General features: G+C 45.1%; 38 protein-coding genes. 36 read left to right on the top strand and 2 right to left on the bottom strand.

The genetic code is table 11. The annotated features are described in order from the left end of the window. Positions 1-2: 2 nt before the first annotated feature. The 34 genes from rpsC (at position 3) to QYB97_RS21970 (ending at position 19398) form a co-directional block, all read left to right on the top strand. Positions 3-662, top strand: coding sequence for a 30S ribosomal protein S3 (rpsC, locus tag QYB97_RS22135; RefSeq protein ID WP_301168191.1), 660 nt, complete (start codon positions 3-5; stop codon positions 660-662). Position 663: 1 nt separating this feature from the next. Then, positions 664-1098 carry a 50S ribosomal protein L16 gene (gene rplP / locus QYB97_RS22130; protein ID WP_283891880.1) on the top strand — a complete coding sequence of 145 codons (435 nt, stop codon included), beginning with the start codon at positions 664-666 and terminating at the stop codon, positions 1096-1098. Then, entirely contained in the window at positions 1088-1291 is a 204-nt protein-coding gene (gene rpmC / locus QYB97_RS22125; RefSeq protein ID WP_061975685.1) for a 50S ribosomal protein L29, read from the top strand. Before rplP ends, rpmC begins: the two co-directional genes overlap by 11 nt. A 21-nt stretch (positions 1292-1312) precedes the next feature. Continuing rightward, positions 1313-1576: a 30S ribosomal protein S17 gene (gene rpsQ / locus QYB97_RS22120; RefSeq protein WP_301168190.1), complete on the top strand. Its 264-nt coding sequence runs from the start codon at positions 1313-1315 to the stop codon at positions 1574-1576. 44 nt (positions 1577-1620) lie between these two features. After that, positions 1621-1989, top strand: coding sequence for a 50S ribosomal protein L14 (gene rplN, locus QYB97_RS22115; protein WP_061975689.1), 369 nt, complete (start codon positions 1621-1623; stop codon positions 1987-1989). 62 nt (positions 1990-2051) lie between these two features. Beyond that, the gene (rplX, locus tag QYB97_RS22110) at positions 2052-2360 is read left to right on the top strand and encodes a 50S ribosomal protein L24 (RefSeq protein ID WP_301168228.1); all 309 of its coding nucleotides are present in this window, start codon (positions 2052-2054) and stop codon (positions 2358-2360) included. A 24-nt stretch (positions 2361-2384) separates the two neighbouring features. Beyond that, positions 2385-2924 (top strand): 50S ribosomal protein L5, encoded by a 540-nt coding sequence (gene rplE, locus QYB97_RS22105; protein WP_301168189.1) that lies wholly within the window; start codon positions 2385-2387, stop codon positions 2922-2924. A gap of 25 nt (positions 2925-2949) precedes the next feature. Continuing rightward, positions 2950-3135, top strand: coding sequence for a 30S ribosomal protein S14 (gene rpsN / locus QYB97_RS22100; RefSeq protein ID WP_007203538.1), 186 nt, complete (start codon positions 2950-2952; stop codon positions 3133-3135). A 31-nt stretch (positions 3136-3166) separates the two neighbouring features. Then, positions 3167-3565: a 30S ribosomal protein S8 gene (gene rpsH / locus QYB97_RS22095; RefSeq protein ID WP_061975693.1), complete on the top strand. Its 399-nt coding sequence runs from the start codon at positions 3167-3169 to the stop codon at positions 3563-3565. A 28-nt stretch (positions 3566-3593) separates the two neighbouring features. Further along, positions 3594-4130, top strand: a complete 537-nt coding sequence (rplF, locus tag QYB97_RS22090; RefSeq protein ID WP_301168188.1) for a 50S ribosomal protein L6 — start codon at positions 3594-3596, stop codon at positions 4128-4130. 35 nt (positions 4131-4165) lie between these two features. Next, positions 4166-4528, top strand: a complete 363-nt coding sequence (gene rplR, locus QYB97_RS22085) for a 50S ribosomal protein L18 (RefSeq protein WP_301168187.1) — start codon at positions 4166-4168, stop codon at positions 4526-4528. A 14-nt stretch (positions 4529-4542) separates the two neighbouring features. Next, the gene (rpsE, locus tag QYB97_RS22080; protein WP_074440648.1) at positions 4543-5043 is read left to right on the top strand and encodes a 30S ribosomal protein S5; all 501 of its coding nucleotides are present in this window, start codon (positions 4543-4545) and stop codon (positions 5041-5043) included. Between the two features lie 13 nt (positions 5044-5056). Beyond that, complete coding sequence (rpmD, locus tag QYB97_RS22075; RefSeq protein ID WP_061975703.1) at positions 5057-5245, top strand: 50S ribosomal protein L30; 189 nt, start codon at positions 5057-5059, stop codon at positions 5243-5245. Positions 5246-5276: 31 nt separating this feature from the next. Continuing rightward, positions 5277-5717, top strand: coding sequence for a 50S ribosomal protein L15 (gene rplO, locus QYB97_RS22070; protein ID WP_301168186.1), 441 nt, complete (start codon positions 5277-5279; stop codon positions 5715-5717). Continuing rightward, a complete protein-coding gene (gene secY, locus QYB97_RS22065) occupies positions 5717-7018 on the top strand; it encodes a preprotein translocase subunit SecY (RefSeq protein WP_301168185.1) in 1302 nt (433 codons plus the stop codon). The genes rplO and secY overlap by 1 nt, the downstream gene beginning before the upstream one ends. Positions 7019-7090: 72 nt before the next feature. Continuing rightward, complete coding sequence (locus QYB97_RS22060; protein ID WP_301168184.1) at positions 7091-7744, top strand: adenylate kinase; 654 nt, start codon at positions 7091-7093, stop codon at positions 7742-7744. Next, complete coding sequence (map, locus tag QYB97_RS22055) at positions 7741-8487, top strand: type I methionyl aminopeptidase (protein ID WP_301168183.1); 747 nt, start codon at positions 7741-7743, stop codon at positions 8485-8487. The genes QYB97_RS22060 and map overlap by 4 nt, the downstream gene beginning before the upstream one ends. Before the next feature lie 35 nt (positions 8488-8522). Further along, entirely contained in the window at positions 8523-8825 is a 303-nt protein-coding gene (locus tag QYB97_RS22050) for a KOW domain-containing RNA-binding protein (protein WP_301168182.1), read from the top strand. Then, the gene (infA, locus tag QYB97_RS22045) at positions 8818-9036 is read left to right on the top strand and encodes a translation initiation factor IF-1 (RefSeq protein ID WP_007203527.1); all 219 of its coding nucleotides are present in this window, start codon (positions 8818-8820) and stop codon (positions 9034-9036) included. The genes QYB97_RS22050 and infA overlap by 8 nt, the downstream gene beginning before the upstream one ends. Before the next feature lie 36 nt (positions 9037-9072). Next, positions 9073-9186 carry a 50S ribosomal protein L36 gene (gene rpmJ, locus QYB97_RS22040; RefSeq protein ID WP_007203526.1) on the top strand — a complete coding sequence of 38 codons (114 nt, stop codon included), beginning with the start codon at positions 9073-9075 and terminating at the stop codon, positions 9184-9186. A gap of 19 nt (positions 9187-9205) precedes the next feature. Further along, entirely contained in the window at positions 9206-9571 is a 366-nt protein-coding gene (gene rpsM, locus QYB97_RS22035; RefSeq protein ID WP_301168181.1) for a 30S ribosomal protein S13, read from the top strand. Between the two features lie 19 nt (positions 9572-9590). Further along, entirely contained in the window at positions 9591-9989 is a 399-nt protein-coding gene (rpsK, locus tag QYB97_RS22030) for a 30S ribosomal protein S11 (protein ID WP_301168180.1), read from the top strand. Positions 9990-10166: 177 nt separating this feature from the next. Further along, positions 10167-11111: a DNA-directed RNA polymerase subunit alpha gene (locus QYB97_RS22025; RefSeq protein ID WP_053356174.1), complete on the top strand. Its 945-nt coding sequence runs from the start codon at positions 10167-10169 to the stop codon at positions 11109-11111. Positions 11112-11200: 89 nt separating this feature from the next. Continuing rightward, positions 11201-11563: a 50S ribosomal protein L17 gene (rplQ, locus tag QYB97_RS22020; protein ID WP_301168179.1), complete on the top strand. Its 363-nt coding sequence runs from the start codon at positions 11201-11203 to the stop codon at positions 11561-11563. A gap of 103 nt (positions 11564-11666) precedes the next feature. Next, positions 11667-12506: an energy-coupling factor ABC transporter ATP-binding protein gene (locus QYB97_RS22015; RefSeq protein WP_301168178.1), complete on the top strand. Its 840-nt coding sequence runs from the start codon at positions 11667-11669 to the stop codon at positions 12504-12506. Continuing rightward, positions 12482-13354: an energy-coupling factor ABC transporter ATP-binding protein gene (locus QYB97_RS22010; protein WP_301168177.1), complete on the top strand. Its 873-nt coding sequence runs from the start codon at positions 12482-12484 to the stop codon at positions 13352-13354. Before QYB97_RS22015 ends, QYB97_RS22010 begins: the two co-directional genes overlap by 25 nt. Then, on the top strand, positions 13348-14151 hold the full coding sequence (locus QYB97_RS22005) for an energy-coupling factor transporter transmembrane component T family protein (protein WP_301168176.1): 804 nt from the start codon (positions 13348-13350) through the stop codon (positions 14149-14151). The genes QYB97_RS22010 and QYB97_RS22005 overlap by 7 nt, the downstream gene beginning before the upstream one ends. A gap of 16 nt (positions 14152-14167) precedes the next feature. Further along, positions 14168-14908: a tRNA pseudouridine(38-40) synthase TruA gene (gene truA / locus QYB97_RS22000; protein ID WP_301168175.1), complete on the top strand. Its 741-nt coding sequence runs from the start codon at positions 14168-14170 to the stop codon at positions 14906-14908. Positions 14909-15132: 224 nt separating this feature from the next. Further along, positions 15133-15570: a 50S ribosomal protein L13 gene (gene rplM / locus QYB97_RS21995; RefSeq protein ID WP_007203517.1), complete on the top strand. Its 438-nt coding sequence runs from the start codon at positions 15133-15135 to the stop codon at positions 15568-15570. A gap of 18 nt (positions 15571-15588) precedes the next feature. Further along, complete coding sequence (gene rpsI / locus QYB97_RS21990; RefSeq protein ID WP_053356167.1) at positions 15589-15981, top strand: 30S ribosomal protein S9; 393 nt, start codon at positions 15589-15591, stop codon at positions 15979-15981. 121 nt (positions 15982-16102) lie between these two features. Continuing rightward, on the top strand, positions 16103-16813 hold the full coding sequence (locus QYB97_RS21985) for a DUF421 domain-containing protein (protein WP_301168174.1): 711 nt from the start codon (positions 16103-16105) through the stop codon (positions 16811-16813). A gap of 211 nt (positions 16814-17024) precedes the next feature. Next, positions 17025-17468 (top strand): DUF2521 family protein, encoded by a 444-nt coding sequence (locus tag QYB97_RS21980; protein WP_301168173.1) that lies wholly within the window; start codon positions 17025-17027, stop codon positions 17466-17468. A gap of 63 nt (positions 17469-17531) precedes the next feature. After that, complete coding sequence (gene cwlD, locus QYB97_RS21975; protein ID WP_301168172.1) at positions 17532-18245, top strand: N-acetylmuramoyl-L-alanine amidase CwlD; 714 nt, start codon at positions 17532-17534, stop codon at positions 18243-18245. Between the two features lie 112 nt (positions 18246-18357). Next, entirely contained in the window at positions 18358-19398 is a 1041-nt protein-coding gene (locus QYB97_RS21970) for an Mrp/NBP35 family ATP-binding protein (RefSeq protein ID WP_301168171.1), read from the top strand. A gap of 49 nt (positions 19399-19447) precedes the next feature. On the opposite strand, the gene gerD is transcribed toward QYB97_RS21970, so the two are convergent. Then, positions 19448-20080 (bottom strand): spore germination lipoprotein GerD, encoded by a 633-nt coding sequence (gene gerD / locus QYB97_RS21965; RefSeq protein WP_301168170.1) that lies wholly within the window; start codon positions 20078-20080, stop codon positions 19448-19450. 153 nt (positions 20081-20233) lie between these two features. Between gerD and QYB97_RS21960 the strand changes: the two genes are divergently transcribed. Then, positions 20234-20842, top strand: coding sequence for a KinB-signaling pathway activation protein (locus QYB97_RS21960; RefSeq protein WP_301168169.1), 609 nt, complete (start codon positions 20234-20236; stop codon positions 20840-20842). A gap of 29 nt (positions 20843-20871) precedes the next feature. Here the strand turns inward: QYB97_RS21960 and pdaB are convergent, their stop codons facing one another. After that, positions 20872-21633 carry a polysaccharide deacetylase family sporulation protein PdaB gene (gene pdaB / locus QYB97_RS21955; protein WP_301168168.1) on the bottom strand — a complete coding sequence of 254 codons (762 nt, stop codon included), beginning with the start codon at positions 21631-21633 and terminating at the stop codon, positions 20872-20874. A 160-nt stretch (positions 21634-21793) separates the two neighbouring features. Between pdaB and QYB97_RS21950 the strand changes: the two genes are divergently transcribed. Continuing rightward, positions 21794-22018, top strand: coding sequence for a hypothetical protein (locus tag QYB97_RS21950; RefSeq protein ID WP_425589837.1), 225 nt, complete (start codon positions 21794-21796; stop codon positions 22016-22018). Positions 22019-22206 lie beyond the last annotated feature (188 nt).

The raw sequence follows: 22206 nt of genomic DNA, 5'->3' as shown, positions 1-22206 counted from the left end.
ACGTGGGTCAAAAAGTAAATCCGATAGGACTACGCATTGGAATCATTCGTGACTGGGATTCAAAATGGTACGCTGATAAAGACTATGCTGATCTATTACACGAAGATCTTAAAATTCGTAAATATATCGAAAAACGACTTAAGGACGCGGCTGTATCCGGTGTTGAAATCGAACGTGCAGCAAACCGCGTAAATATCACAATCAAAACTGCTAAGCCTGGTATGGTTATCGGTAAGGGTGGTACTGAAGTGGAAGCACTTCGTAAAGCACTTAACGAACTAACTGGCAAGCGAGTACATGTAAACATTTTTGAAATCAAGCAAGCTGATGTTGACGCTAAACTTGTTGCTGAAAATATTGCCCGTCAATTGGAAAACCGTGTGTCTTTCCGTCGTGCAATGAAGCAATCAATCCAACGTTCTATGCGTGCTGGAGCAAAAGGTATCAAGACTGAAGTTTCCGGACGTCTTGGTGGCGCTGATATCGCTCGTTCAGAATCTTACAGTGAAGGAACTGTTCCTCTTCATACCCTTCGTGCAGACATCGATTACGGAACTGCAGAAGCTGACACAACATACGGTAAAATCGGTGTGAAAATCTGGATCTACCGTGGGGAAGTCCTTCCAACTAAAGGAACGAAAAAAGAGGAAGGAGGCAAATAATATGTTATTGCCAAAACGTGTTAAATACCGCCGTGAACACCGCGGAAAAATGCGCGGACGTGCAAAAGGCGGAGCTGAAGTAGCATTCGGCGAATATGGTTTGCAAGCTATTGAAGCATCTTGGATCACTAACCGTCAGATCGAAGCAGCTCGTATTGCGATGACTCGTTATATGAAGCGTGGCGGTAAAGTATGGATCAAAATTTTCCCGTCAAAACCTTACACAGCTAAGCCTCTAGAAGTTCGAATGGGTTCCGGTAAAGGTGCACCTGAAGGATGGGTAGCTGTAGTAAAACCAGGAAAAATTATGTTTGAAATCGCTGGTGTATCTGAAGAAGTAGCTCGTGAAGCACTTCGTCTTGCTGCACACAAGCTTCCAATCAAATGTAAATTTGTAAAACGCGAAGAAGTGGGTGGTGACACTAATGAAGGCTAATGATATCCGTAACATGACCACTGCTGAAGTCGAACAAAATGCAAAGTCTCTAAAAGAAGAGCTTTTCAATCTTCGTTTTCAACTCGCTACAGGTCAATTAGAAAACCCTGCCCGCATTCGTGAAGTTCGTAAAGCAATTGCCCGTGCAAAAACTGTTTTACGTGAAAGAGAGCTAGGGATTACTAACGCTTAATATTGAGAGGAGGTTCGCACAATGAGTGAACGAAATCAACGTAAAGTTTATCTTGGCCGTGTAGTATCTGACAAGATGGACAAAACAATCACTGTGCTTGTAGAGACTTACAAAACACACCCTTTATATAACAAGCGTGTTAAGTACTCTAAGAAGTTCAAAGCTCATGATGAAAGCAACACTGCAAAAGTTAATGATTTGGTAAGAATCATGGAAACTCGTCCGCTTTCTAAAGACAAGCGTTTCCGTTTGGTAGAAGTGGTTGAAGAAGCAGTAGTTATTTAATATATGTTCGGATCGAAAATGTATCCGAAAGGAGGTCAATTCGCATGATTCAACAAGAGACTCGTTTAAAAGTAGCTGACAACTCTGGTGCTCGTGAATTGCTTTGCATTAAAGTTCTTGGCGGCTCTGGACGCAAATACGCTAACGTTGGTGACATCATCGTCTGTTCTGTAAAATCTGCAACACCAGGCGGCGTTGTTAAGAAAGGTGACGTTGTTAAAGCGGTAGTTGTTCGTACGAAACGCGGAATGCACCGTAACGACGGATCCACTATCCGTTTTGACGAGAACGCAGCAGTAATCGTTCGTGATGACAAAGGTCCTCGTGGTACTCGTATCTTTGGACCGGTTGCTCGTGAACTTCGTGACAAGCAGTTCATGAAGATCGTTTCACTTGCTCCAGAAGTACTTTAATTATCAATAGAATGCAAGGCTCATAATGCAGGCTTGTAAGGAGGTGCAACACGCTCATGCCAATGCATGTTAAAAAAGGCGATAAAGTACAAGTGATTTCCGGTAAGGATAAAGGCAAGCAAGGAGTAATTCTTGAAGCTTTTCCGAAACAAAATCGTGTCCTTGTAGAAGGCGTTAATATCGTTAAGAAACACTCGAAACCATCTCAGGCTAATCCACAAGGTGGAATCGTAAGCCTCGAAGCTCCGGTTCACGTTTCTAACGTAATGCCTCTAGATCCAAAGACAAACGTTCCTACCCGTGTAGGATACAAAGAAGTCGATGGTCAAAAAGTTCGTGTAGCTAAATCAGGTGAAGTTTTAGATAAATAATAGCAGTGAAAGGAGGGCATCTTGATGAACCGTCTACAAGAGCGTTATAAAAGTGAGATTGTTCCTTCTCTAGTAGAGAAGTTTAACTACACTTCTGTAATGGAAGTTCCAAAGATCGAAAAAATCGTAATCAACATGGGTGTTGGTGACGCAGTTTCCAACTCTAAAGTGCTGGATACAGCTGTTGAAGAACTGACTACAATCGCTGGTCAAAAGCCAGTAATTACCCGTGCTAAGAAATCTATCGCAGGCTTCAAGCTTCGTGAAGGGATGCCAATCGGTACAAAAGTTACTCTTCGCGGAGAACGCATGTATGATTTCTTAGACAAACTAATCTCAGTTACACTTCCACGTGTACGTGACTTCCGTGGTATTTCAAAGAAATCTTTTGATGGCCGTGGCAACTACACTCTTGGTGTTAAAGAACAATTGATCTTCCCAGAGATCGATTACGATAAAGTAAACAAAGTTCGCGGTATGGACATCGTTATTGTAACGACTGCCAACTCGGACGAAGAGGCTCGTGAGCTATTGACTCAAGTAGGAATGCCTTTCCAAAAATAATCTTTAAGCCAAAGGAGGTAAACCCGTGGCAAAGAAATCTATGATTGCTAAGCAACAACGCCAGCAAAAGTTCAAAGTGCAGGAATACACTCGCTGTGAACGATGCGGGCGTCCTCATTCAGTCATCCGCAAGTTTAAACTCTGCCGTATTTGCTTTAGAGAACTTGCTTATAAAGGTCAAATTCCTGGCGTTAAAAAAGCCAGCTGGTAATACCCTGACAAAGGGAAGGAGGTAAATATCAATGGTCATGACAGATCCAATTGCAGATATGCTTACTCGTATTCGCAACGCCAATACTGTTCGTCACGATAAACTAGAGGTTCCTGGTTCTACAATTAAAAAAGAGATCGCAGAAATCCTCAAGCGTGAAGGTTTTGTACGCGATGTGGAATACATTGAAGATAATAAACAAGGGATGATTCGCATCTTCCTTAAATACGGTTCTAACAATGAGCGTGTAATTACTGGTCTTAAAAGAATCAGCAAGCCTGGTCTACGTGTATACGCAAAATCAACTGAACTTCCACGAGTACTTGGAGGATTGGGGATTGCGCTAGTATCCACTTCAAAAGGCATTCTAACTGACAAAGAAGCTCGCCAGCAACAAGTCGGCGGCGAAGTATTAGCTTACGTTTGGTAAAATTCAAGCAGCGAATGGAGGTGTCATTATGTCTCGCGTAGGTAATAAACCTGTAGAGATCCCAAGCGGCGTAACAGTTGATATGAAGGATAACTTCGTAACTGTTAAAGGGCCAAAGGGAGAACTAACTCGTCAATTCAGCAAAGATATTAAAATTACCGTGGCTGAAAGCACAATCACTTTTGAACGCCCGAGCGATCACAAAGAACATCGTGCTTTACACGGAACAACTAGAAGCGTACTTAACAACATGGTTATCGGTGTTACTAACGGCTACGAAAGAGCACTCGAAATCATTGGTGTAGGTTACCGTGCATCTAAATCTGGAAACAAACTGATCCTTAACGTTGGATACTCTCACCCAGTAGAAATCGTTCCTGAAAATGGAATCGACATCGATGTTCCTTCTAACACAAGAGTGGTAGTTAAAGGTATCGACAAGCAGCGTGTGGGTGAAGTTGCAGCAAACATCCGTTCAATCCGTTCTCCAGAGCCTTACAAAGGTAAAGGAATTCGTTATGAAGGTGAGTTTGTACGACGTAAAGAAGGTAAAACTGGTAAATAAGCCGGTTAAGAAGTTAGTGGAAAGGAGTGCATAGGATGATCACTAAAGCGGATAAAAATGTCGCTCGTAAAAAAAGACATGCTCGTGTTCGCCGCTCTGTAATCGGAACAGCAGAACGTCCTCGTTTGAACGTATTCCGTTCCAGCAAGCATATTTATGCTCAGCTGATCGATGATGTGAACGGAGTTACAATCGCATCTGCCTCTTCTATGGATAAAGAAGCAGGCCTCGAGAACGGCGGTAACGTTGAAGCTGCTAAAGCAATCGGCGAAGCGATTGCTAAGCGCGGTACAGAAAAAGGCGTTAAAGTAGTAGTATTCGACCGTGGCGGTTATTTATATCATGGACGTGTAAAAGCATTAGCTGATGCAGCCCGTGAGGCTGGGTTAGAATTTTAATAGAAGGAGGGAAACTGATGCGTATCGACCCTAATAAACTTGAACTTGAAGAACGTGTCGTAACGGTCAACCGTGTAGCGAAGGTTGTAAAAGGTGGACGTCGTTTCCGCTTTGCTGCAGTTGTTGTCGTTGGTGACAAGAATGGTCATGTCGGATTTGGTACTGGTAAAGCCCAAGAGGTTCCAGACGCGATCCGAAAAGCAATTGAAGACGCTAAGAAAAATCTTATTACAGTACCAGTTGTTCGTACAACAATCCCTCACCAAATTACAGGACAATTTGGCGCAGGAAAAGTATTGCTTAAGCCTGCTTCCGAGGGTACTGGAGTTATCGCAGGTGGACCTGTCCGTGCGGTACTCGAACTTGCTGGAGTAGCTGATATTCTTTCTAAATCACTTGGATCTAACAACCCTATCAACATGGTGCGTGCTACGATCGAAGGATTAAGAAATCTTAAACGCGCTGAGGATGTTGCGAAACTTCGCGGCAAATCAGTCGAAGAGCTTTTAGGTTAAGGAGGGAACAGAGATGGCTAAGAAATTAGAAATCACCCTCACACGCAGTGTTATCGGACGTCCTGAGAATCAGCGTGTAACTGTTAAGACTTTAGGTCTTAGAAAAATGCATCAAACGGTTGTTCACGAAGACAACCAAGCTATCCGTGGTATGGTTAACAAGGTATCTCACCTTGTAACTGTAAACGAAATCGACGCGTAAAACGCTAATTAAATCATGAGGAGGTGCTCAGATGAAACTTCATGAGTTGAAACCAGCTGAAGGATCCCGTTCAACACGCAACCGCGTAGGACGTGGTATCGGTTCAGGAAATGGTAAAACAAGTGGTCGTGGACACAAAGGTCAAAAAGCACGTTCTGGTGGAGGAGTTCGTCCTGGATTTGAGGGTGGACAAAATCCATTAGCACGTCGTTTGCCTAAACGTGGCTTCACAAACCCTACTCGTAAAGAGTACTCAATTGTTAATCTTGAAAAGCTTGCACGTTTTGAAGAAGGTACAGAGGTAACTCCGGAACTTCTTATCGAAACTGGTGTGGTAAGCAAAGAAAACAGCGGCATTAAAGTGTTAGGAAATGGCACGTTAGGAGTTAAGCTTACAGTTAAGGCCCATAAATTCTCAGCTTCTGCGAAAGAAGCGATTGAATCGGCCGGCGGAAAAACTGAGGTGATTTAATGTTCCGGACAATCTCCAACATTATGCGTGTGGGTGATCTGAGAAACAAGATCCTGTTTACACTTTTGATGCTGATCGTTTTCAGGATCGGAACGTTTATTCCTGTTCCAGGTGTGAATCGCGAGGTTCTTAAGTTTGGTACTGAAAATAACGCAAGTATTTTTGGATTCTTGAACACGTTCGGTGGTGGAGCATTAAAAAACTTCTCCATCTTTGCAATGGGTATCATGCCATACATTACAGCATCAATCATTGTTCAGCTGCTTCAGATGGATGTGGTTCCTAAGTTCACCGAGTGGAGTAAACAAGGGGAAGTGGGCCGACGCAAGCTGGCTCAGTTCACCAGATACGGAACGATTGTCCTTGGTTTTATCCAGGCTGTCGGGATGTCCATTGGGTTTAACAACCTGTTCCCAGGACTGATTGCAAACCCAGGAATCATGACGTATTTGTTTATTGCGTTAGTGTTAACTGCCGGAACTGCCTTTTTGATGTGGTTAGGTGAGCAGATTACCCTAAAGGGAATTGGAAATGGGATTTCCGTTCTCATTTTCGCGGGGATTGTCGCAGCTATTCCTACAGCTGTTAACCAGATATATGCAGCGCAATTCAAAGGCGCAAGCGATCAGCTGTTTATGCATATTGTAACTGTACTTCTGTTACTGGTCGCTATTATTTTAATCGTTGTCGGCGTTATCTACATTCAACAAGGTTTGCGCAAGATCCCGATCCAGTATGCTAAACGCGTCGTCGGAACAAATCCTGTTGGCGGCCAATCCACTCATTTGCCGATTAAAGTCAACGCAGCAGGAGTAATCCCGGTTATCTTTGCGATTTCCTTGATTATCACTCCACGCACCATTGCCGGCTTCTTCGAGCAAAATGATGTAACAAAGTGGATTGTCAGCACGTTTGACTACACCCAGCCAGTCGGAATGATTTTATATGCGCTTTTAATTATTGGATTTTCGTACTTCTACACGTTCATTCAGGTCAATCCAGAGCAAATGGCTGACAACTTGAGGAAACAGGGTGGATACATCCCAGGCATTCGTCCGGGAGCAAACACCCAATCGTATATTACGAAAATTTTATATCGATTAACTTTTGTAGGATCTCTATTCCTTGCGTTTATCGCTATTCTCCCGGTAATCTTTACAGCAATTCCAGGGCTCAACCTTCCGTCTTCGATTCAGATTGGCGGCACGAGCTTACTGATTGTTGTAGGTGTGGCATTAGACACAATGAAGCAAATTGAAAGCCAGTTGATCAAACGGCATTACAAGGGCTTCATTAAGTAGAGGTAAGGGAAGACAATCTCTTCCCTCAAACCCTCGGTCTATTGGCAAGATTAGTGAGTATGGAGGGATTAGATGTATCTTGTATTAATGGGATTGCCTGGTGCCGGAAAAGGGACACAGGCAGAACAAATTGTTGAGCAGTACGGCATTCCGCATATCTCAACAGGAGATATGTTCAGGGCTGCAATCAAGGAAGGAACCCCTCTTGGTCTGAAGGCAAAGTCATATATGGATTCCGGTAACTTGGTTCCGGATGATGTAACGATCGGAATTGTCCGTGAACGTCTTGCCAAAGATGACTGTGAGAAAGGCTACCTGCTTGATGGTTTTCCTCGGACTGTTGCTCAGGCCGAAGCGCTTGAGGACATCACGTCTGAGCTGGACCGCCGAATCGATTTTGTACTCAACATCTCTGTAGAAAAAGATCAGTTGATGCAGCGATTGACCGGCCGCCGGATTTGTCCGGTATGCGGAACCACCTATCACGTAGTTTTCAATCCGCCAAAAGTGGATGGGAAATGTGACAAGGATGGAGCTGAATTGATCCAGCGTGAAGATGACAACGAAGAAACCGTTCGTACTCGCTTGGAAGTAAACATGGAGCAATCCAAACCTTTATTGGATTTCTATAAAGATAAAGGCTACCTCAAGAATATTGACGGTGACCAGGAAATCAATAAAGTCTATGCAGACATCAATAAACTTATCGGAGGGCTGGCAAAATGATTATCTGCAAAACGCCGCGGGAGATCGATCTCATGCGGGAAGCAGGGAGAATCGTTGCCCTAACTCACGAAGAGTTAAAGAAACACATAAAACCTGGTGTGACAACAAAAGAGCTGGATAACATTGCTGAAAAGTTTATTCGCAGCCAGGGTGCAATCCCTTCATTCAAGGATTATAATGGATTTACGGGAAGCATCTGTACTTCCGTGAATGAAGAGCTTGTACATGGAATTCCGGGAAAGCGTGTATTGAACCATGGCGACATTATCTCTTTGGATATAGGGGCGAAATACAAAGGCTACCACGGTGATTCTGCCTGGACTTACGGAGTTGGAGAGATCTCGGAAGAGTCTCAAAAGCTTCTTGATGTAACTGAGCAATCTCTTTTCAAAGGATTGGAGAAAGCGAAGGCAGGTGCCAGACTTACTGACATCTCCCATGAAATTCAAGTATATGCAGAGGCTGAAGGGTTTTCTGTAGTACGGGAATACGTGGGGCATGGAGTCGGCCAGGAATTGCATGAAGATCCGCAAATTCCCCATTACGGACCGCCCGGCAAAGGGCCGATTCTGAAAAAAGGAATGGTCTTGGCCATTGAGCCGATGATCAATGCGGGATCTCGTTATGTTAGAACTTTATCCGATAACTGGACGGTTGTGACAACGGATGGCAAATGGTGTGCTCATTTTGAACATACTGTGGCCATTACGGAGGAAGGATACGAAATCCTAACAAAGATCTAGGTGAAGGTGATATAATGGTTAGCGATTCTGAATCGATGCCCCAGATAGGACAAATGGTTCGAATCATTAAGGGAAGAGACGCAGAGAAATTGGGTGTCATCGTTAATATCCTGGATGATCGCTTTGTACTTATCGCAGATGGCGATAAGCGCAAATATGATCGCGCCAAACGTAAGAACCTGATTCACTTAGAACTACTAGATTTTGTTTCTCCGGAAGTTGCAAGAAGCATTCTTGAAACAGGCCGTGTAACTAATGGCAAACTACGGTACGCAGTAGCGAAGTTTTCCGACGAGAAAGTCATTGCTCTGAAGAAGGGAGACCATATCGATGGCTAAAGACGATGTAATTGAGGTAGAAGGTACGGTTATCGAACCACTGCCAAACGCCATGTTCCGTGTGGAGCTTGAGAATGGACATAAAATTCTGGCACATGTTTCCGGGAAGATCCGCATGCACTACATTCGGATTTTACCAGGAGATAAAGTTACCGTAGAATTGTCTCCATATGACTTATCACGTGGTCGTATAACGTATCGCTTTAAATAAAAAATCGTACTCCGTGAACATAAGGAGGTTTAAAAAATGAAGGTTCGACCATCAGTCAAACCCATTTGTGAAAAGTGTAAAGTTATTCGTCGTAGAGGAACTGTAATGGTGATCTGCGAAAACCCTAAACACAAGCAAAAACAAGGTTAATCTAAGGAGGTGCTACATTATGGCACGTATTGCAGGAGTCGACGTTCCACGCGATAAGCGAGTTGTCATTTCACTAACTTACATCTTCGGAATTGGTAAAACGAAAGCACAGCAAGTTCTTGCTGAAGCTGGTGTATCCGAAGAAACTCGCGTTCGTGATCTTACTGAAGATGAATTGAATAAAATCCGTGAAGCAATCGACAAGATTAAAGTTGAAGGTGACCTTCGTCGTGAAGTATCCCTTAACATCAAGCGTCTGATCGAGATCGGCAGCTTCCGTGGAATCCGCCACCGTCGCGGCCTTCCGGTTCGTGGTCAAAATACGAAGAACAACTCTCGTACTCGTAAAGGACCTCGTCGTACAGTAGCGAATAAGAAAAAGTAAGTAAAGGAGGTAAACTCTAATGGCGAAGCAACAACGTAAAACAAACACTCGTAAGCGTCGTGTGAAAAAGAATATTGAGACTGGTATCGCGCATATCCGCTCTACATTCAACAACACGATTATTACGATCACTGATACACACGGGAATGCAATCTCTTGGGCTACATCTGGCCACATGGGATTCAAAGGTTCTCGTAAATCAACTCCATTCGCAGCACAAATGGCAGCTGAAACTGCTGGTAAGACTGCAATGGAAAATGGCATGAAAACACTAGAGGTTTCTGTTAAAGGCCCTGGTGCTGGCCGTGAAGCTGCAATTCGTGCCCTTCAAGCGGTAGGTCTAGAAGTAACAGCTATTCGCGATGTTACACCTGTTCCTCATAACGGATGCCGTCCTCCAAAACGCCGCCGCGTGTAACTTTAGTTACACTCTGCGGTATATTATATGTATAACCTGTCTATAATGGGTATGTATAATATATGTTTTGGTGAAGAACACTAATTAGTTGTTTTAGTCGGAAATGCCATTGGGGAATTTCGGCAGGGCGATTCAGCCCAAAGTCGAGGTTCGACGTTTGAAGGAGGGTTTAGTTGAATGATCGAAATCGAAAAGCCAAGAATTGAAACGGTTGAAATCAGCGACGATGCCACATATGGAAAGTTTGTTGTTGAACCACTTGAACGTGGATATGGTACTACACTGGGCAACTCCTTACGTCGTATCCTATTATCCTCACTGCCTGGTGCAGCTGTTACATCCATTCAGATTAATGGCGTGTTGCATGAGTTCTCTACAGTAGAAGGTGTGGTGGAAGATGTAACTACCATCATCCTTAACCTGAAGAAGCTTGCAATGAAGATTTATTCTGATGAAGATAAGACATTGGAAATAGATGTACAGGGTGAGGGAGTCGTTACAGCTGGTGATATTACACATGATAGTGATGTAGAGATTCTGAATCCGGATCTTCACATTGCCACTCTTGCAGAAGGCGCTCATTTCCAAATGAAGCTGAATGCAAAACGAGGCCGCGGTTATGTACAGGCGGAAGGCAATAAGTCTGAAGATCTTCCAATCGGGGTTATTCCTGTGGATTCTATCTACACACCAATCTCCCGTGTGAACTACCAGGTTGAAAATACTCGCGTTGGACAAGTGACCAACTATGATAAACTCACATTTGACATTTGGACAGATGGAAGCATCCGTCCTGAAGAGGCAGTTTCTCTTGGAGCGAAGATCATTACCGAACATTTGAATATCTTTGTCGGACTGACCGATCAAGCGCAAAAAGCTGAAATTATGGTTGAAAAAGAAGAAGACCAAAAAGAAAAAGTTCTGGAAATGACAATTGAGGAACTTGATCTTTCTGTGCGTTCTTACAACTGCCTCAAACGCGCTGGTATTAATACAGTTCAAGAACTTGCTAATAAATCAGAAGAAGACATGATGAAAGTACGCAACCTCGGTAAGAAGTCTCTTGAAGAAGTTCAGGAGAAACTTGACGAGCTTGGACTTTCCTTACGTGCTGACGATTAATCTGACAGACTAGAATTCGCTTTTTCACAGGTGACTGTTACTCGTAACAGCCTCCCTGTCTGCAAAAAGCACAGAAGGAGGGAATAGACATGGGTTACCAAAAGTTGGGTCGTGTGTCAGCTGTTCGCCGCGCAATGCTGCGTGACTTGGCAACAGACTTAATTATTAATGATCGTATCGAAACAACAGAAGCGCGTGCTAAGGAAGTACGTAAATTTGTTGAGAAGATGATCACTCTTGGTAAGCGTGGAGACCTTCACGCACGCCGTCAAGCTGCAAGCTTCGTTCGTAACGAAGTAGCTAACGAAGAATCTGGACAAAAGGCGCTTCAAAAGCTATTTAGTGACCTTGGACCTCGTTATGCAGAGCGTAATGGTGGTTACACTCGTATCGCTAAGATCGGTCCTCGCCGTGGTGACGGTGCACCAATGGTCATCATCGAATTAGTTTAATAATGAATAAAGGGCGGGACAGGGTCATTGCGATCGTTTCTTGCCCTTTTTTTATGTTTTAAACGGAATTTATCAATAGAGCTGAGCTGAGGGGGAGAAAAACGTGAAGGAACTCATTAAAGTTAACAACGTTTCCTTCCAGTACCCGAGTGAGGAAAACCTGACTCTGGCAGGTTTGAGCCTCTCGGTGTACAAAGGAGAATGGCTGGCGGTCGTCGGCCATAACGGTTCTGGGAAATCTACACTGGCTAAGCTGCTCAATGGACTTCTTCTGCCTGGTTCAGGAGAAGTTAAGGTAGAAGACTACACAACCGCAAATGAAGAAGAGCTTTGGGAGATCAGAAGGCGGGTCGGCATCGTTTTTCAAAATCCGGACAACCAGTTTGTCGGGACAAGCGTGAGGGATGATGTGGCCTTCGGTCTTGAGAACTTTGGAGTTCCCCGTGAGGAAATGATCAAGCGCATTGAAACGAGTATTGCCCGTGTGAACATGCAGGACTTCATCGAGAGTGAGCCTCATCATCTTTCTGGAGGGCAAAAACAGCGCGTGGCCATCGCGGGTATCATCGCTCAAAAGCCATCTATTATTATTCTGGATGAAGCGACGTCCATGCTGGATCCGATGGGCCGCAAGGAAGTAATTGATACTGTGAAGCAGCTGAATGAGGAAGAAGGAATTACTGTCATTTCCATTACCCATGATCTGGAGGAAGCCGTACGGGCCGACAGAGTCATTGTGATGAAGCAGGGTGCTATTCTAACTGCCGGCAGCCCGCGGGAAGTGTTTCAAAACGAAGCGCTGCTGCTGGATGCAGGGCTTGATCTTCCATTTTCGCTCAAACTTGGGGTGGCGCTCCGGGACTACGGCGTCAGCCTGAAAGAACAACATTTGACACAGGAAGAATTGGTGGATGCATTATGGACATTAAAATCAGCGGACTAACCCATCGCTACAAAGCAGGAACGCCTTTTGAGCGGCTTGCCCTCCATGATGTCAGCCTTTCTGTTCCTTCCGGGACGTTCCTTGCTGTCATCGGACATACCGGCTCCGGCAAATCAACCCTGATTCAGCATTTGAACGGGTTATTGAAGCCATCGGAAGGCACCATTACGGTGGGGGACCTCACGATTGCTGCCGGAGGGAAGAAAAAACAGCTGAAGGCGCTCCGCAAACGGGTGGGAATCGTTTTTCAATATCCTGAACATCAGCTGTTTGACGAAACGGTGGAAAAGGACGTTATGTTCGGGCCGATGAATTTTGGTCAAAGCGAAGAGGCGGCCAGAAGGGTTGCTCATGAGATGATTAAGCTTGTCGGACTTCCTGTCGAGGTGCTTCAGAAGTCACCCTTTGATCTCAGCGGAGGACAGATGCGCCGGGTAGCTATAGCCGGAGTGCTCGCCATGGAGCCTGACGTCTTGATTCTGGATGAACCGACAGCGGGCCTTGATCCGCGGGGAAGAAAAGAAATCATGGATTTGTTCCGCACGCTTCATGATCAAAGGAATATGACGACGATCCTTGTCACCCATTCCATGGAGGATGCTGCATATTACGCGGACCGGATTCTTGTGATGGAGAAAGGATCTACCTATCTGGAAGGAACGCCGGCTGAGATCTTTGCCAAAAGGGGAGAGCTGCAGGCGGTGGGCCTTGATGTTCCGGAAACGGTTCAGTTTTTGCTTAAGTGGCAGGAGAAAACCGGTAAACCGGCAGAGATGTCGTCCTTTACCATTGAAGATACAGCCAGGGCCATCTCTGCCGACTTTGGCAAAGGAGGGTCCACATGCTAGATAATGTGATCATCGGCCAGTATATACCGGGCACTTCGGTTCTTCATAAAATGGATCCGCGGGCGAAGCTGCTTGGCATTTTTGTATTCATTTTTGTTGTATTTTTGGCCAATAACTGGCTGACCTACGGAATCCTTGGCGTGTTTGCAGTCGCTGCGGTCCTGTTGTCGCAAGTCTCACTCCGCTACATGTATAAAGGCTTAAAGCCGATCTTTTTCATTGTGATCTTCACCTTCATCCTGCACATCCTTATGACCAAGCAGGGGGAGGTCGTCTATGATCTTGGCTGGTTTAAGATCTATGACGGCGGTTTGCGGCAGGGGGCTTTCATTTCCCTCCGGCTGGTGTATCTTGTCCTTGTCACATCTCTTTTGACATTGACGACCACGCCAATTGATATTACGGACGGACTTGAATACCTGCTTGGACCTTTTAAAAAAGTTAAGCTGCCTGTTCATGAATTTGCTCTTATGATGTCAATCTCTCTCCGCTTTATTCCAACGCTGCTTCAGGAGACAGAGAAGATCATGAAGGCCCAGATGGCCCGTGGTGCCGAATTCACCGCAGGACCTGTCAAAGAGCGGATTAAAGCCTTTGTGCCGCTTCTGGTGCCCTTATTCATCTCCTCATTTAAGCGGGCGGAAGACCTGGCTCTTGCTATGGAAGCACGCGGCTACCGAGGAGGAGAAGGCAGGACAAGGCTCCGTGTACTGCACTGGAGATTCAGGGACACCGGAGCGCTTTTCCTGCTGTTGATCCTGGCGGCCGTTCTCTTTATGTTAAGGACGCATGGATAAAGGAGAGTTTAAAGGTATGCAGCGCTGGAAAGCGACAGTAAGTTACGATGGCACACAATTTGCCGGGTATCAGGTGCAGCCCGGGGCCCGCACGGTTCAGCGGGAGATTGAAAGAAGCCTGGCCAAGATGCATAAAGGCACCTCTGTAAGGATTTCTGCTTCCGGAAGAACGGACGCAGGGGTACATGCCATCGGGCAGGTGGTTCACTTTGACAGCCCGCTTGCCATTGTGGCAGAACGATGGCAGAGGGCGCTGAATGCCCTGTTGCCGGCAGACATCCGCATCATGGATGTGGAGGCTGTGGCTTCGGACTTTCATGCGCGGTATAGCGTGGAAGAGAAAGAATATCATTACCGGCTGATGACAGGGAGCGAACCCGATGTTTTTCGGCGGAACTATGCCACTCACTTCCCTCATCCACTGAATCATGCGGCAATACAGGAAGCCATGGCGATCTTCACGGGCACCCATGATTTTACGTCGTTTTCCTCCGCACGTTCGGAAGTGGAAGACAAGGTAAGGACGATCTCCATGTTCAAGCTGGAAACAGCGGGAGATGAGCTTATTTTTAAAGTCCGGGGCAACGGGTTTTTATACAACATGGTCCGGATTATGGCGGGCACCCTGCTCGATGCAGGCCAGGGCAGAATTCAGCCTGATGACATCCGGTCCATGCTGGCGGAAAAAGACAGAAGCACGGCAGGCAAAACGGCACCTCCGCACGGCTTGTATTTATATCGAGTCACCTATAAATAATGCGAAAAATACATGCGGTAAATTTTGTGACACACTTGACATCGTTGTTTATATGTTATAAGATATTCTTTGGTATTTCTAAGATTATCTCCCTGCCCCGGAAGGTAATCCGGTGAAATGTTTAGTAACTAGAAATGTTCATCTGACCGTACTTTACAGTGAGTGAACAGCACCTATAAAAAAATTAAGCGATTTAGCGAATGAAGATACAGGAGGGAAAATTCATGCGTACAACATTCATGGCGAAAGCTTCTGAAGTAGAACGTAAGTGGTTGTTGATCGACGCTGAAGGAAAGACTTTAGGTCGTCTTGCAAGTGAAGTTGCAGCAATCCTTCGCGGAAAACACAAACCAACTTTTACACCACACGTTGACACTGGGGATCATGTAATCCTAATCAACGCTGAGAAAATTCATCTAACAGGTAAGAAGTTAAGTGACAAGATTTATTACCGTCACACTGGACATCCAGGTGGACTTCGTACAAGAACAGCATTAGAAATGCGTACAACTCGTTCTGAGCAAATGCTTGAACTGGCGATCAAAGGTATGCTTCCAAAGAACAGCCTTGGCCGTCAAATGATCAAAAAGCTTCACGTATATGCTGGAGCTGAGCACCAACATCAAGCACAAAAGCCAGAAAAATACGAATTACGCGGATAATAAAAGGGAGGTATTCACGTGGCACAAGTACAATATTATGGTACTGGGCGTCGTAAGCACTCCGTTGCTCGCGTACGTTTAGTTCCTGGTGATGGCCGTATCGTAATCAACGGTCGCAGCATTGACGAATATTTTGGTTTGGAAACACTAAAGCTTATCGTAAGACAACCACTTAACGAAACAGCAACAGAAGGTAACTACGACGTTCTTGTTACTGTTCAAGGTGGAGGATATACTGGACAAGCAGGAGCGATCCGTCATGGTATCTCGCGCGCTCTTCTACAAGCTGATCCTGAATTCCGTGGCAACCTAAAATCTGCTGGATTCTTGACTCGTGACGCTCGTATGAAAGAACGTAAGAAATACGGTCTTAAAGGCGCTCGTCGTGCACCTCAGTTCTCAAAACGTTAATCTTTACGTTTCAAAAGGCTCTCAAGCATTTGCTTGGGGGTCTTTTTTGTGCTTTGACTCATGTTCCTTGGAAGATTCGCAAACAATAGGGACAACGCCATTGGCCAAAAGGAGGAACAAAATGTCTGAGATCTTGGAAGTGTTTTGGCGGACCGTGCTGGCTTTTGTTTTGTTTATTGGAATTGCGCGTCTCCTCGGCAAACAGACCATGTCCTATTTAACGCTGAATCATTTCATTGCCGCCGCCACGCTCGGGTCCATTACAGGGAACCTGGCTTTTAACCTGAATATCAAAACCTGGCATGCTGTCTTTGCGATGCTGACCTTTTTTATTACCTCCATTTTGGTCCTGGTCTTTACGGTGAAAAGCAGAAAAGCCCGCCGCTGGATATCAGGTGAACCTACAGTACTGATTGAAGACGGACACATTCTAGAGAAGAACATGGGAAAAGCAAAATTCACAATCGATAACTTAAACCAGCTTCTCAGGGAAAAGGGGATTTTTGATATATATGAAGTGCAATATGCCATCCTTGAAACAAACGGCGGAATCTCCATTCAAAAAAAGCCGCCGTTCCGCTTAATTACCCGCCAGGATTTAAACCTGTCCTTCCAAAAAGACTCGCAGTTTCCGGTCGAACTCATCATGGAAAAAGAAATCCTGAACGATAATTTGAAGGAGAACAATCTTACCAAAGCCTGGCTGCAGCAGGAGCTCAACAACAGAGGCCTCGCTCTTGAAGATGTGTATTATGCGGTTCAGGGGACAAACGGCAATTTATACTTTGATTCCTATTCCGACCGCCTGAAGTCACCCATCGATAAAGAATAAGTTAAACGACCGTTTAAGTATGCACGTTTAAACGGTCGTTTAATTTTTTGGCCCCTCCAATGCTTATCGTCTCTAAACAGGCGTTTCAGCATTTCATATTTATTCCCATCATTTACGCAGGATGATGCTCCTTCCTTTTGCAAAAGATGTAGGTAAGGGTGTACCCACTATATAGATATGTGATTGGCGCATTCGCGCGGGAAGAGGATAAATGATGGCGATAGTAATTACAACATTTAGGGAGAAACAGCGTACGAAAAAAGCGGAGTACGAAAGAAAAGTGCTGAGGGATCTTTCGTTAGGGAAAATCAAAAAGGAAATTCAGTCCCTGTACCAGCCTTTTTTTCAGTATTCGCTCTTGTATCAGCAGGACATTGAGGATGCCTGTATTGATCTTGCCATAGATGCTTATTTACTCGGCGCGGCATACAGCCGGTTCGCTTACCATGGGGAAGCATTGGAAGACATCAAAAGACGGAGCCGGCAGGCCGAAATGGAACTGACGGAAAGCTTGTTCGATTATTGGCAGTTCTGGTGCTGGGGCACCGAGCAGATGATGGAATCCCTGCAATTGTGCTGCGAAGTGTATATCGAACGCTGGTGGCTTGAAGGATACTGGAATGGTGAGAAAAGATACAGAATGAAGCTCCATTAAGTACTAATTGGCTTCTTGTCCCATATATATAGACATATACGTCTGTTGATTAGGGGGCAAGGAATGAAAAGACGGGTAAAGCAAGTCGCCTTTGTCTTGGGATTTACCCTTTTACTATTTATATTTACGTATCATTTTTCGGAAAAAGGAACCTGGAAACCGTGGAGCCTTCCACTTTCGGGAAGGGTGATTGTGCTTGATCCCGGGCATGGCGGAATGGATGGCGGGGCGGTAGGCAGGGACGGGGTGCTGGAAAAGGATATTTCGTTGGATATCTCCTTAAAGCTCAGGGATTATTTGCAGGAAGCAGGAGCCCTTGTCATTATGACCAGAGAGCGGGATATGGACTTAAGCGGCAGGGACAGCGGGAGGATACGGGCCCGGAAATGGGACGATCTCAGGAAACGAAGAGAAATCATTAATCAATCCAATGGTGATTTGTATGTGAGCATTCATCTGAATGCCCTGCCTTCCACCCGCTGGCGGGGAGCCCAGGTGTTTTATTCACCTACCGATAAAAAGGGCGAGGCTGCTTCCAAATTCATTCAGAGTGAACTCAAGCGAAACCTGCAGAATACAGACCGGATTGCCAAATCCATCGAGGGCATTTATTTGCTTCGGACGAGCAAGCTTCCCGGCACATTGGTGGAGGTCGGGTTTCTGTCCAATCCGAGCGAAAGAGAATTGCTGAAAACTAAATCGTATCAGCATAAAATATCCGCCTCCGTCTATCAGGGGATTTTACGCTATTATACAAATGAAAAAGTACCAAATTGAGGTGCAGGCCCATCGGCTTGCACCTTGGGTCGTCTCAGTCAACGATTAAGCCCAACTGTGCTATACTTGGTATGGAATGAAATCGAATACATGCAAAGGAAGTGTCTTTTCCATGACCGAAGAAAAAGTAATCGAACTTTTATCTCGAATACAAGACCCTTTTTTACATAAAAGCCTTGTCGAGTCTGGAGCGATTCAGGAACTGAAAGTAAAAGAAGGATATGTCAGCCTGAAGGTGGCACTGCCACAAACAGGCTCACAGGAGCAAATGATGCTTCAGCAGGAGATCGTCAATACCCTTAAAGGCGCGGGAGTTGAATCTGTCGGCCTGCGTTTCGAGGAGAGAAAACCGGTTCAGGGAAGCCAGCAGCAGGCTGCAGCACCGGGTGTTCCCCCGTTGCTTGCACCAGGGAGCAAAACCCAGTTTATCTCGATCGCCAGCGGAAAAGGCGGAGTAGGGAAGTCAACCGTCTCTGTAAACCTTGCGGTGGCATTAGCCCGGCTCGGCAAAAAAGTCGGATTGATTGATGCCGATATTTACGGTTTCAGTGTACCGGATATGATGGGGATTACTGAGCGTCCGAAAGTAGTTGGAGAGACCATCCAGCCAGTTGAGCGGTTTGGGGTAAAAGTTATTTCCATGGCCTTCTTCGTGGAGGACAATGCACCTGTCATCTGGCGCGGGCCAATGCTCGGTAAAATGCTTATGAACTTCTTCAGTGAAGTGAACTGGGGAGATCTTGATTATGTTCTGCTCGATCTGCCGCCAGGAACAGGGGACGTGGCCCTCGATGTTCATAAAATGCTGCCGAAGTCCAAAGAAATCATTGTGACTACACCGCATGCGACAGCTGCCTTTGTTGCAGCAAGAGCGGGAAGCATGGCTCTAAAGACAGATCATGAAATCCTTGGGGTTATTGAAAACATGGCCTTCTTTGAAAGCAAAATTACAGGCGAGAAAGAATATGTATTTGGTAAAGGCGGAGGAGAACGCCTCTCAGATGAGCTCGGAGTTCCAATGCTCGGACAGTTGCCTCTCGGACAGCCTGACATCAATAAAGATGATTTTGCGCCAAGCGTTTATGCTCGTGACCATCGCCTGGGACAAGCGTATGAAGACATTGCCCAAAAGGTAATTGAACATTTAAATTAAACAAAACGAGACCTCGTACAGTTGAAGTACGAGGTTTTTTTATTTATTCTTATTGTCCGCCGCCAGCTTGCTGCTGGCCTTGCTGCTGTTGTCCCTGCTGAGAGCCTTTTTTAGAGGCCGACTGATCGATTTCATCATGAGCGGCTTTTTGCAGCATCTCTGACAATTGGGCCCGTACAAGTGGACTGTCGAAGGTTTCCATCATGACTTTCTTTACTTCTTTGCGGTATTGAGGCGAATTCGCCAGGTCCAGCACTTCCTTGCCCATTTCCGGGTTTTTCAGGATATTCATCATAAGCTGCTGATATGCGGGATCTTTCATCAGGTCTTTCATCAGTTTTTCATGCTCGGGCTTCATGCTTTTTGCATAGGCTGCAGCAAATTTAGGATCTTTAAAGGCCTGCTTCCAGAACTTCTCGCCTTTTGGTGACAGCAGTTCTTTTTCAATCGTTTGTTTGATGAGTGCCTGATCAAGCAAAAGCTGTTCCTTCATCTTCTCGTCAGACAATACATCGGTAATCGCTTTTTTTCCATCATCTGTTTTTAAAATATCCACCAGCATTTTTTTGGTGGCGTCATAATCCATGTTCTGAGGACTGCTTCCCTGTGCTTCCTTTTGTGCACAGCCGCTTACGGCTAAAAGAAGAAAACAGAAGAGGCATGGGATCCACGTTTTTCTCATCACGTCTGCTCCTTCTCCTTTCTTTGAGTTCTTACCTTTAGGGTGGGTGATTTCCGGAGATTTATGCAGGACAAATATAGGAAAACTGTATGGCTTTTTTTGGTTAGGATTGGTACAATCGATAACGGTTACATTTGGATTGGAGGCAATCATGTGAAGTCAAGGAACTGGGTCTTTTTATTTGTCACGACGTTACTTATTGGGATTGGCTGTGCCATTGTTGCAGGTTTAATTTCACAATTTCCCGAAACCGGGGGCGTGAAAGAATTTCTTATCTATATACTCGGTCTTGTTGGCTTTGGCGCTTTGTTTAGCGTGTTCAGCCAGATGGGCTTCTTTGCCTACTTGACGGTTCACCGTTTTGGTCTCGGGATTTTCAGGTCACAGTCCCTGTGGAACGGTGTTCAGATTGTCCTTATTATTGTTGTTCTTTTTGACTTGTTCTACTTGCGGTATTCCGCATTTCATAAAGCGGGGCAAAGCCTTGCCTCTTACAGCTTAATTCCTGCCGGGGTTTTTGTCCTTGGTTTGCTGGTGGCGTACATTAAGCAGAAACAAACGAATAAGGGAGCTTTTATACCCACCTTGTTTTTTATGATTGTGGTGACCACAATGGAATGGGTGCCCGTCTTAAAAACGAATGCCCCAAGCGCCATGTGGATGGCATTTGCGTCTCTTGGTGTGTGCAACCTTTATCAGATTCTTATGCTTCACCGGCTGATCCAGCCGAAGTCCGCTGCCAAATCAAAAACTTCCGCCTAAAATGGCGGAAGTTTTTTTTATTTATCGTTTTAATGAACTTCCTGGCTGTGTGCCTGTGTGTTTGCGATCATTTCGCCGACACTGACAAAAGAAAAGCCATCTGATTTTAATTTGCCGATAATTTCAGGCAATGCTTTATGGGTTTGCTTCACGGAGTCGGAAGCATGAAGGAGGAGTATGTCTCCCGGTTTCACATGATTGGTTGCATTCGATACAATGTTGTTTACTCCTGGGTTCTTCCAGTCTTTTGTATCGATGCTCCAATGCACAATAGAATGATGCGTACCTTCTGAAACCTCAAGCACCCGTTTATCAAAACTTCCATTTGGCGGACGAAGCAAGGAGGTTGTCTTGCCAGAAACTTTTTTGATCTTTTCCTGTGCGGTTAAAATGTCACGGCGGATCTGCGGGTCCTTCCAGTCTGTATAATCCTTGTATTGGTATCCAAGGCTCGCCAGTTCATGCCCATCCTTTACGATGCGCTCTACAATTTCAGGGTGGCGCTCTGCCCAGGCTGCTGAGACGAAGAACGTGCAGTTTTTGATGCCCTGCTTTTTCAAGATATCCAATATAGGCAGAGCCCGCTTATCTCCCCAGCTGATATCAAACGTCAAAGCCACTTTATTTCCTTTCTCCTCACCTTTATAAATGGCACGCGGTCCTTCTTTGGATGAAAACACAGATAATTGCTCTTGTCCCATAAAGGCAAGTGAAGCTGCAAAAAAAGCAGCAAACACAACAACCATGTATTGCTTGGCCTTTCTGCCATTAACCACCATAAAGAATTTCATGCCGTTCCCCCTGTTTCCAATGAATTTGGTGATCCTGATCTCTGTAAATGCTGTCTAAAGAGATGTATATGAAACGAGGGGACAAGATATAACTCCATACATAGAAAATACAGGGAGCGGGAATCCTACCACAAAAAACGGATATAGAAGGTTGCGGTGTATGATGATAGGGATTATGCTCAACAAAAGTGAAGCGAAGGAAATTGAATATCTGATTAAAAAAGAACTCGAGGAGCTTTTGTCCGATTTTAAAGATGATCAGATCGAGCCGATGGTAAAATCAGTGCTTGAAGAACGGTATCATGCGCTTTTCCGGCTTTTTACCCTGCTTGCCTCCCCGGCAGAATGCACACGCTTCTGCAGAAGGAAACAAGAGTACCAGTAAGGGGAAATTGAAAATCATATCTTTTTCGAAAAAAGTGTTGACTCTAAAAACAAGTACGTGGTATATTATTTCTTGTCGCTGCTGACACAGTGACTTGCAACAAAAAATCAACAAAAAAGTTGTTGACATGATGGTTGCTAAGATGTTATATTATAAAGGTCGCCAAAACGAGCGGCGCTAACAAAAAT

This window comes from Fictibacillus fluitans (genome assembly GCF_030418125.1).
GTDB lineage: Bacteria > Bacillota > Bacilli > Bacillales > Fictibacillaceae > Fictibacillus_C > Fictibacillus_C fluitans.
Note: the sequence above shows the minus strand (reverse complement) of the source record. Positions and strands in the feature narration are given on the sequence as shown.

Coding starts and splice junctions, on each gene's coding strand:
- rplQ (WP_301168179.1), top strand. CDS start 11,201: ATGGGTTACCAAAAGTTGGGTCGTGTGTCAGCTGTTCGCCGCGCAATG.
- rplR (WP_301168187.1), top strand. CDS start 4,166: ATGATCACTAAAGCGGATAAAAATGTCGCTCGTAAAAAAAGACATGCT.
- QYB97_RS22060 (WP_301168184.1), top strand. CDS start 7,091: ATGTATCTTGTATTAATGGGATTGCCTGGTGCCGGAAAAGGGACACAG.
- pdaB (WP_301168168.1), bottom strand. CDS start 21,633: ATGAAATTCTTTATGGTGGTTAATGGCAGAAAGGCCAAGCAATACATG.
- rplF (WP_301168188.1), top strand. CDS start 3,594: ATGTCTCGCGTAGGTAATAAACCTGTAGAGATCCCAAGCGGCGTAACA.
- truA (WP_301168175.1), top strand. CDS start 14,168: ATGCAGCGCTGGAAAGCGACAGTAAGTTACGATGGCACACAATTTGCC.
- rpsH (WP_061975693.1), top strand. CDS start 3,167: ATGGTCATGACAGATCCAATTGCAGATATGCTTACTCGTATTCGCAAC.
- gerD (WP_301168170.1), bottom strand. CDS start 20,080: ATGAGAAAAACGTGGATCCCATGCCTCTTCTGTTTTCTTCTTTTAGCC.
- infA (WP_007203527.1), top strand. CDS start 8,818: ATGGCTAAAGACGATGTAATTGAGGTAGAAGGTACGGTTATCGAACCA.
- rplP (WP_283891880.1), top strand. CDS start 664: ATGTTATTGCCAAAACGTGTTAAATACCGCCGTGAACACCGCGGAAAA.
- QYB97_RS21970 (WP_301168171.1), top strand. CDS start 18,358: ATGACCGAAGAAAAAGTAATCGAACTTTTATCTCGAATACAAGACCCT.
- rpsM (WP_301168181.1), top strand. CDS start 9,206: ATGGCACGTATTGCAGGAGTCGACGTTCCACGCGATAAGCGAGTTGTC.
- map (WP_301168183.1), top strand. CDS start 7,741: ATGATTATCTGCAAAACGCCGCGGGAGATCGATCTCATGCGGGAAGCA.
- rpsQ (WP_301168190.1), top strand. CDS start 1,313: ATGAGTGAACGAAATCAACGTAAAGTTTATCTTGGCCGTGTAGTATCT.
- rpmC (WP_061975685.1), top strand. CDS start 1,088: ATGAAGGCTAATGATATCCGTAACATGACCACTGCTGAAGTCGAACAA.
- rpsK (WP_301168180.1), top strand. CDS start 9,591: ATGGCGAAGCAACAACGTAAAACAAACACTCGTAAGCGTCGTGTGAAA.
- rplO (WP_301168186.1), top strand. CDS start 5,277: ATGAAACTTCATGAGTTGAAACCAGCTGAAGGATCCCGTTCAACACGC.
- rpmJ (WP_007203526.1), top strand. CDS start 9,073: ATGAAGGTTCGACCATCAGTCAAACCCATTTGTGAAAAGTGTAAAGTT.
- rpmD (WP_061975703.1), top strand. CDS start 5,057: ATGGCTAAGAAATTAGAAATCACCCTCACACGCAGTGTTATCGGACGT.
- QYB97_RS22005 (WP_301168176.1), top strand. CDS start 13,348: ATGCTAGATAATGTGATCATCGGCCAGTATATACCGGGCACTTCGGTT.
- rplX (WP_301168228.1), top strand. CDS start 2,052: ATGCATGTTAAAAAAGGCGATAAAGTACAAGTGATTTCCGGTAAGGAT.
- QYB97_RS22010 (WP_301168177.1), top strand. CDS start 12,482: ATGGACATTAAAATCAGCGGACTAACCCATCGCTACAAAGCAGGAACG.
- QYB97_RS21980 (WP_301168173.1), top strand. CDS start 17,025: ATGATGGCGATAGTAATTACAACATTTAGGGAGAAACAGCGTACGAAA.
- QYB97_RS22050 (WP_301168182.1), top strand. CDS start 8,523: ATGCCCCAGATAGGACAAATGGTTCGAATCATTAAGGGAAGAGACGCA.
- secY (WP_301168185.1), top strand. CDS start 5,717: ATGTTCCGGACAATCTCCAACATTATGCGTGTGGGTGATCTGAGAAAC.
- rplE (WP_301168189.1), top strand. CDS start 2,385: ATGAACCGTCTACAAGAGCGTTATAAAAGTGAGATTGTTCCTTCTCTA.
- rplN (WP_061975689.1), top strand. CDS start 1,621: ATGATTCAACAAGAGACTCGTTTAAAAGTAGCTGACAACTCTGGTGCT.
- cwlD (WP_301168172.1), top strand. CDS start 17,532: ATGAAAAGACGGGTAAAGCAAGTCGCCTTTGTCTTGGGATTTACCCTT.
- QYB97_RS21950 (WP_425589837.1), top strand. CDS start 21,794: ATGATGATAGGGATTATGCTCAACAAAAGTGAAGCGAAGGAAATTGAA.
- QYB97_RS22025 (WP_053356174.1), top strand. CDS start 10,167: ATGATCGAAATCGAAAAGCCAAGAATTGAAACGGTTGAAATCAGCGAC.
- rplM (WP_007203517.1), top strand. CDS start 15,133: ATGCGTACAACATTCATGGCGAAAGCTTCTGAAGTAGAACGTAAGTGG.
- QYB97_RS21985 (WP_301168174.1), top strand. CDS start 16,103: ATGTCTGAGATCTTGGAAGTGTTTTGGCGGACCGTGCTGGCTTTTGTT.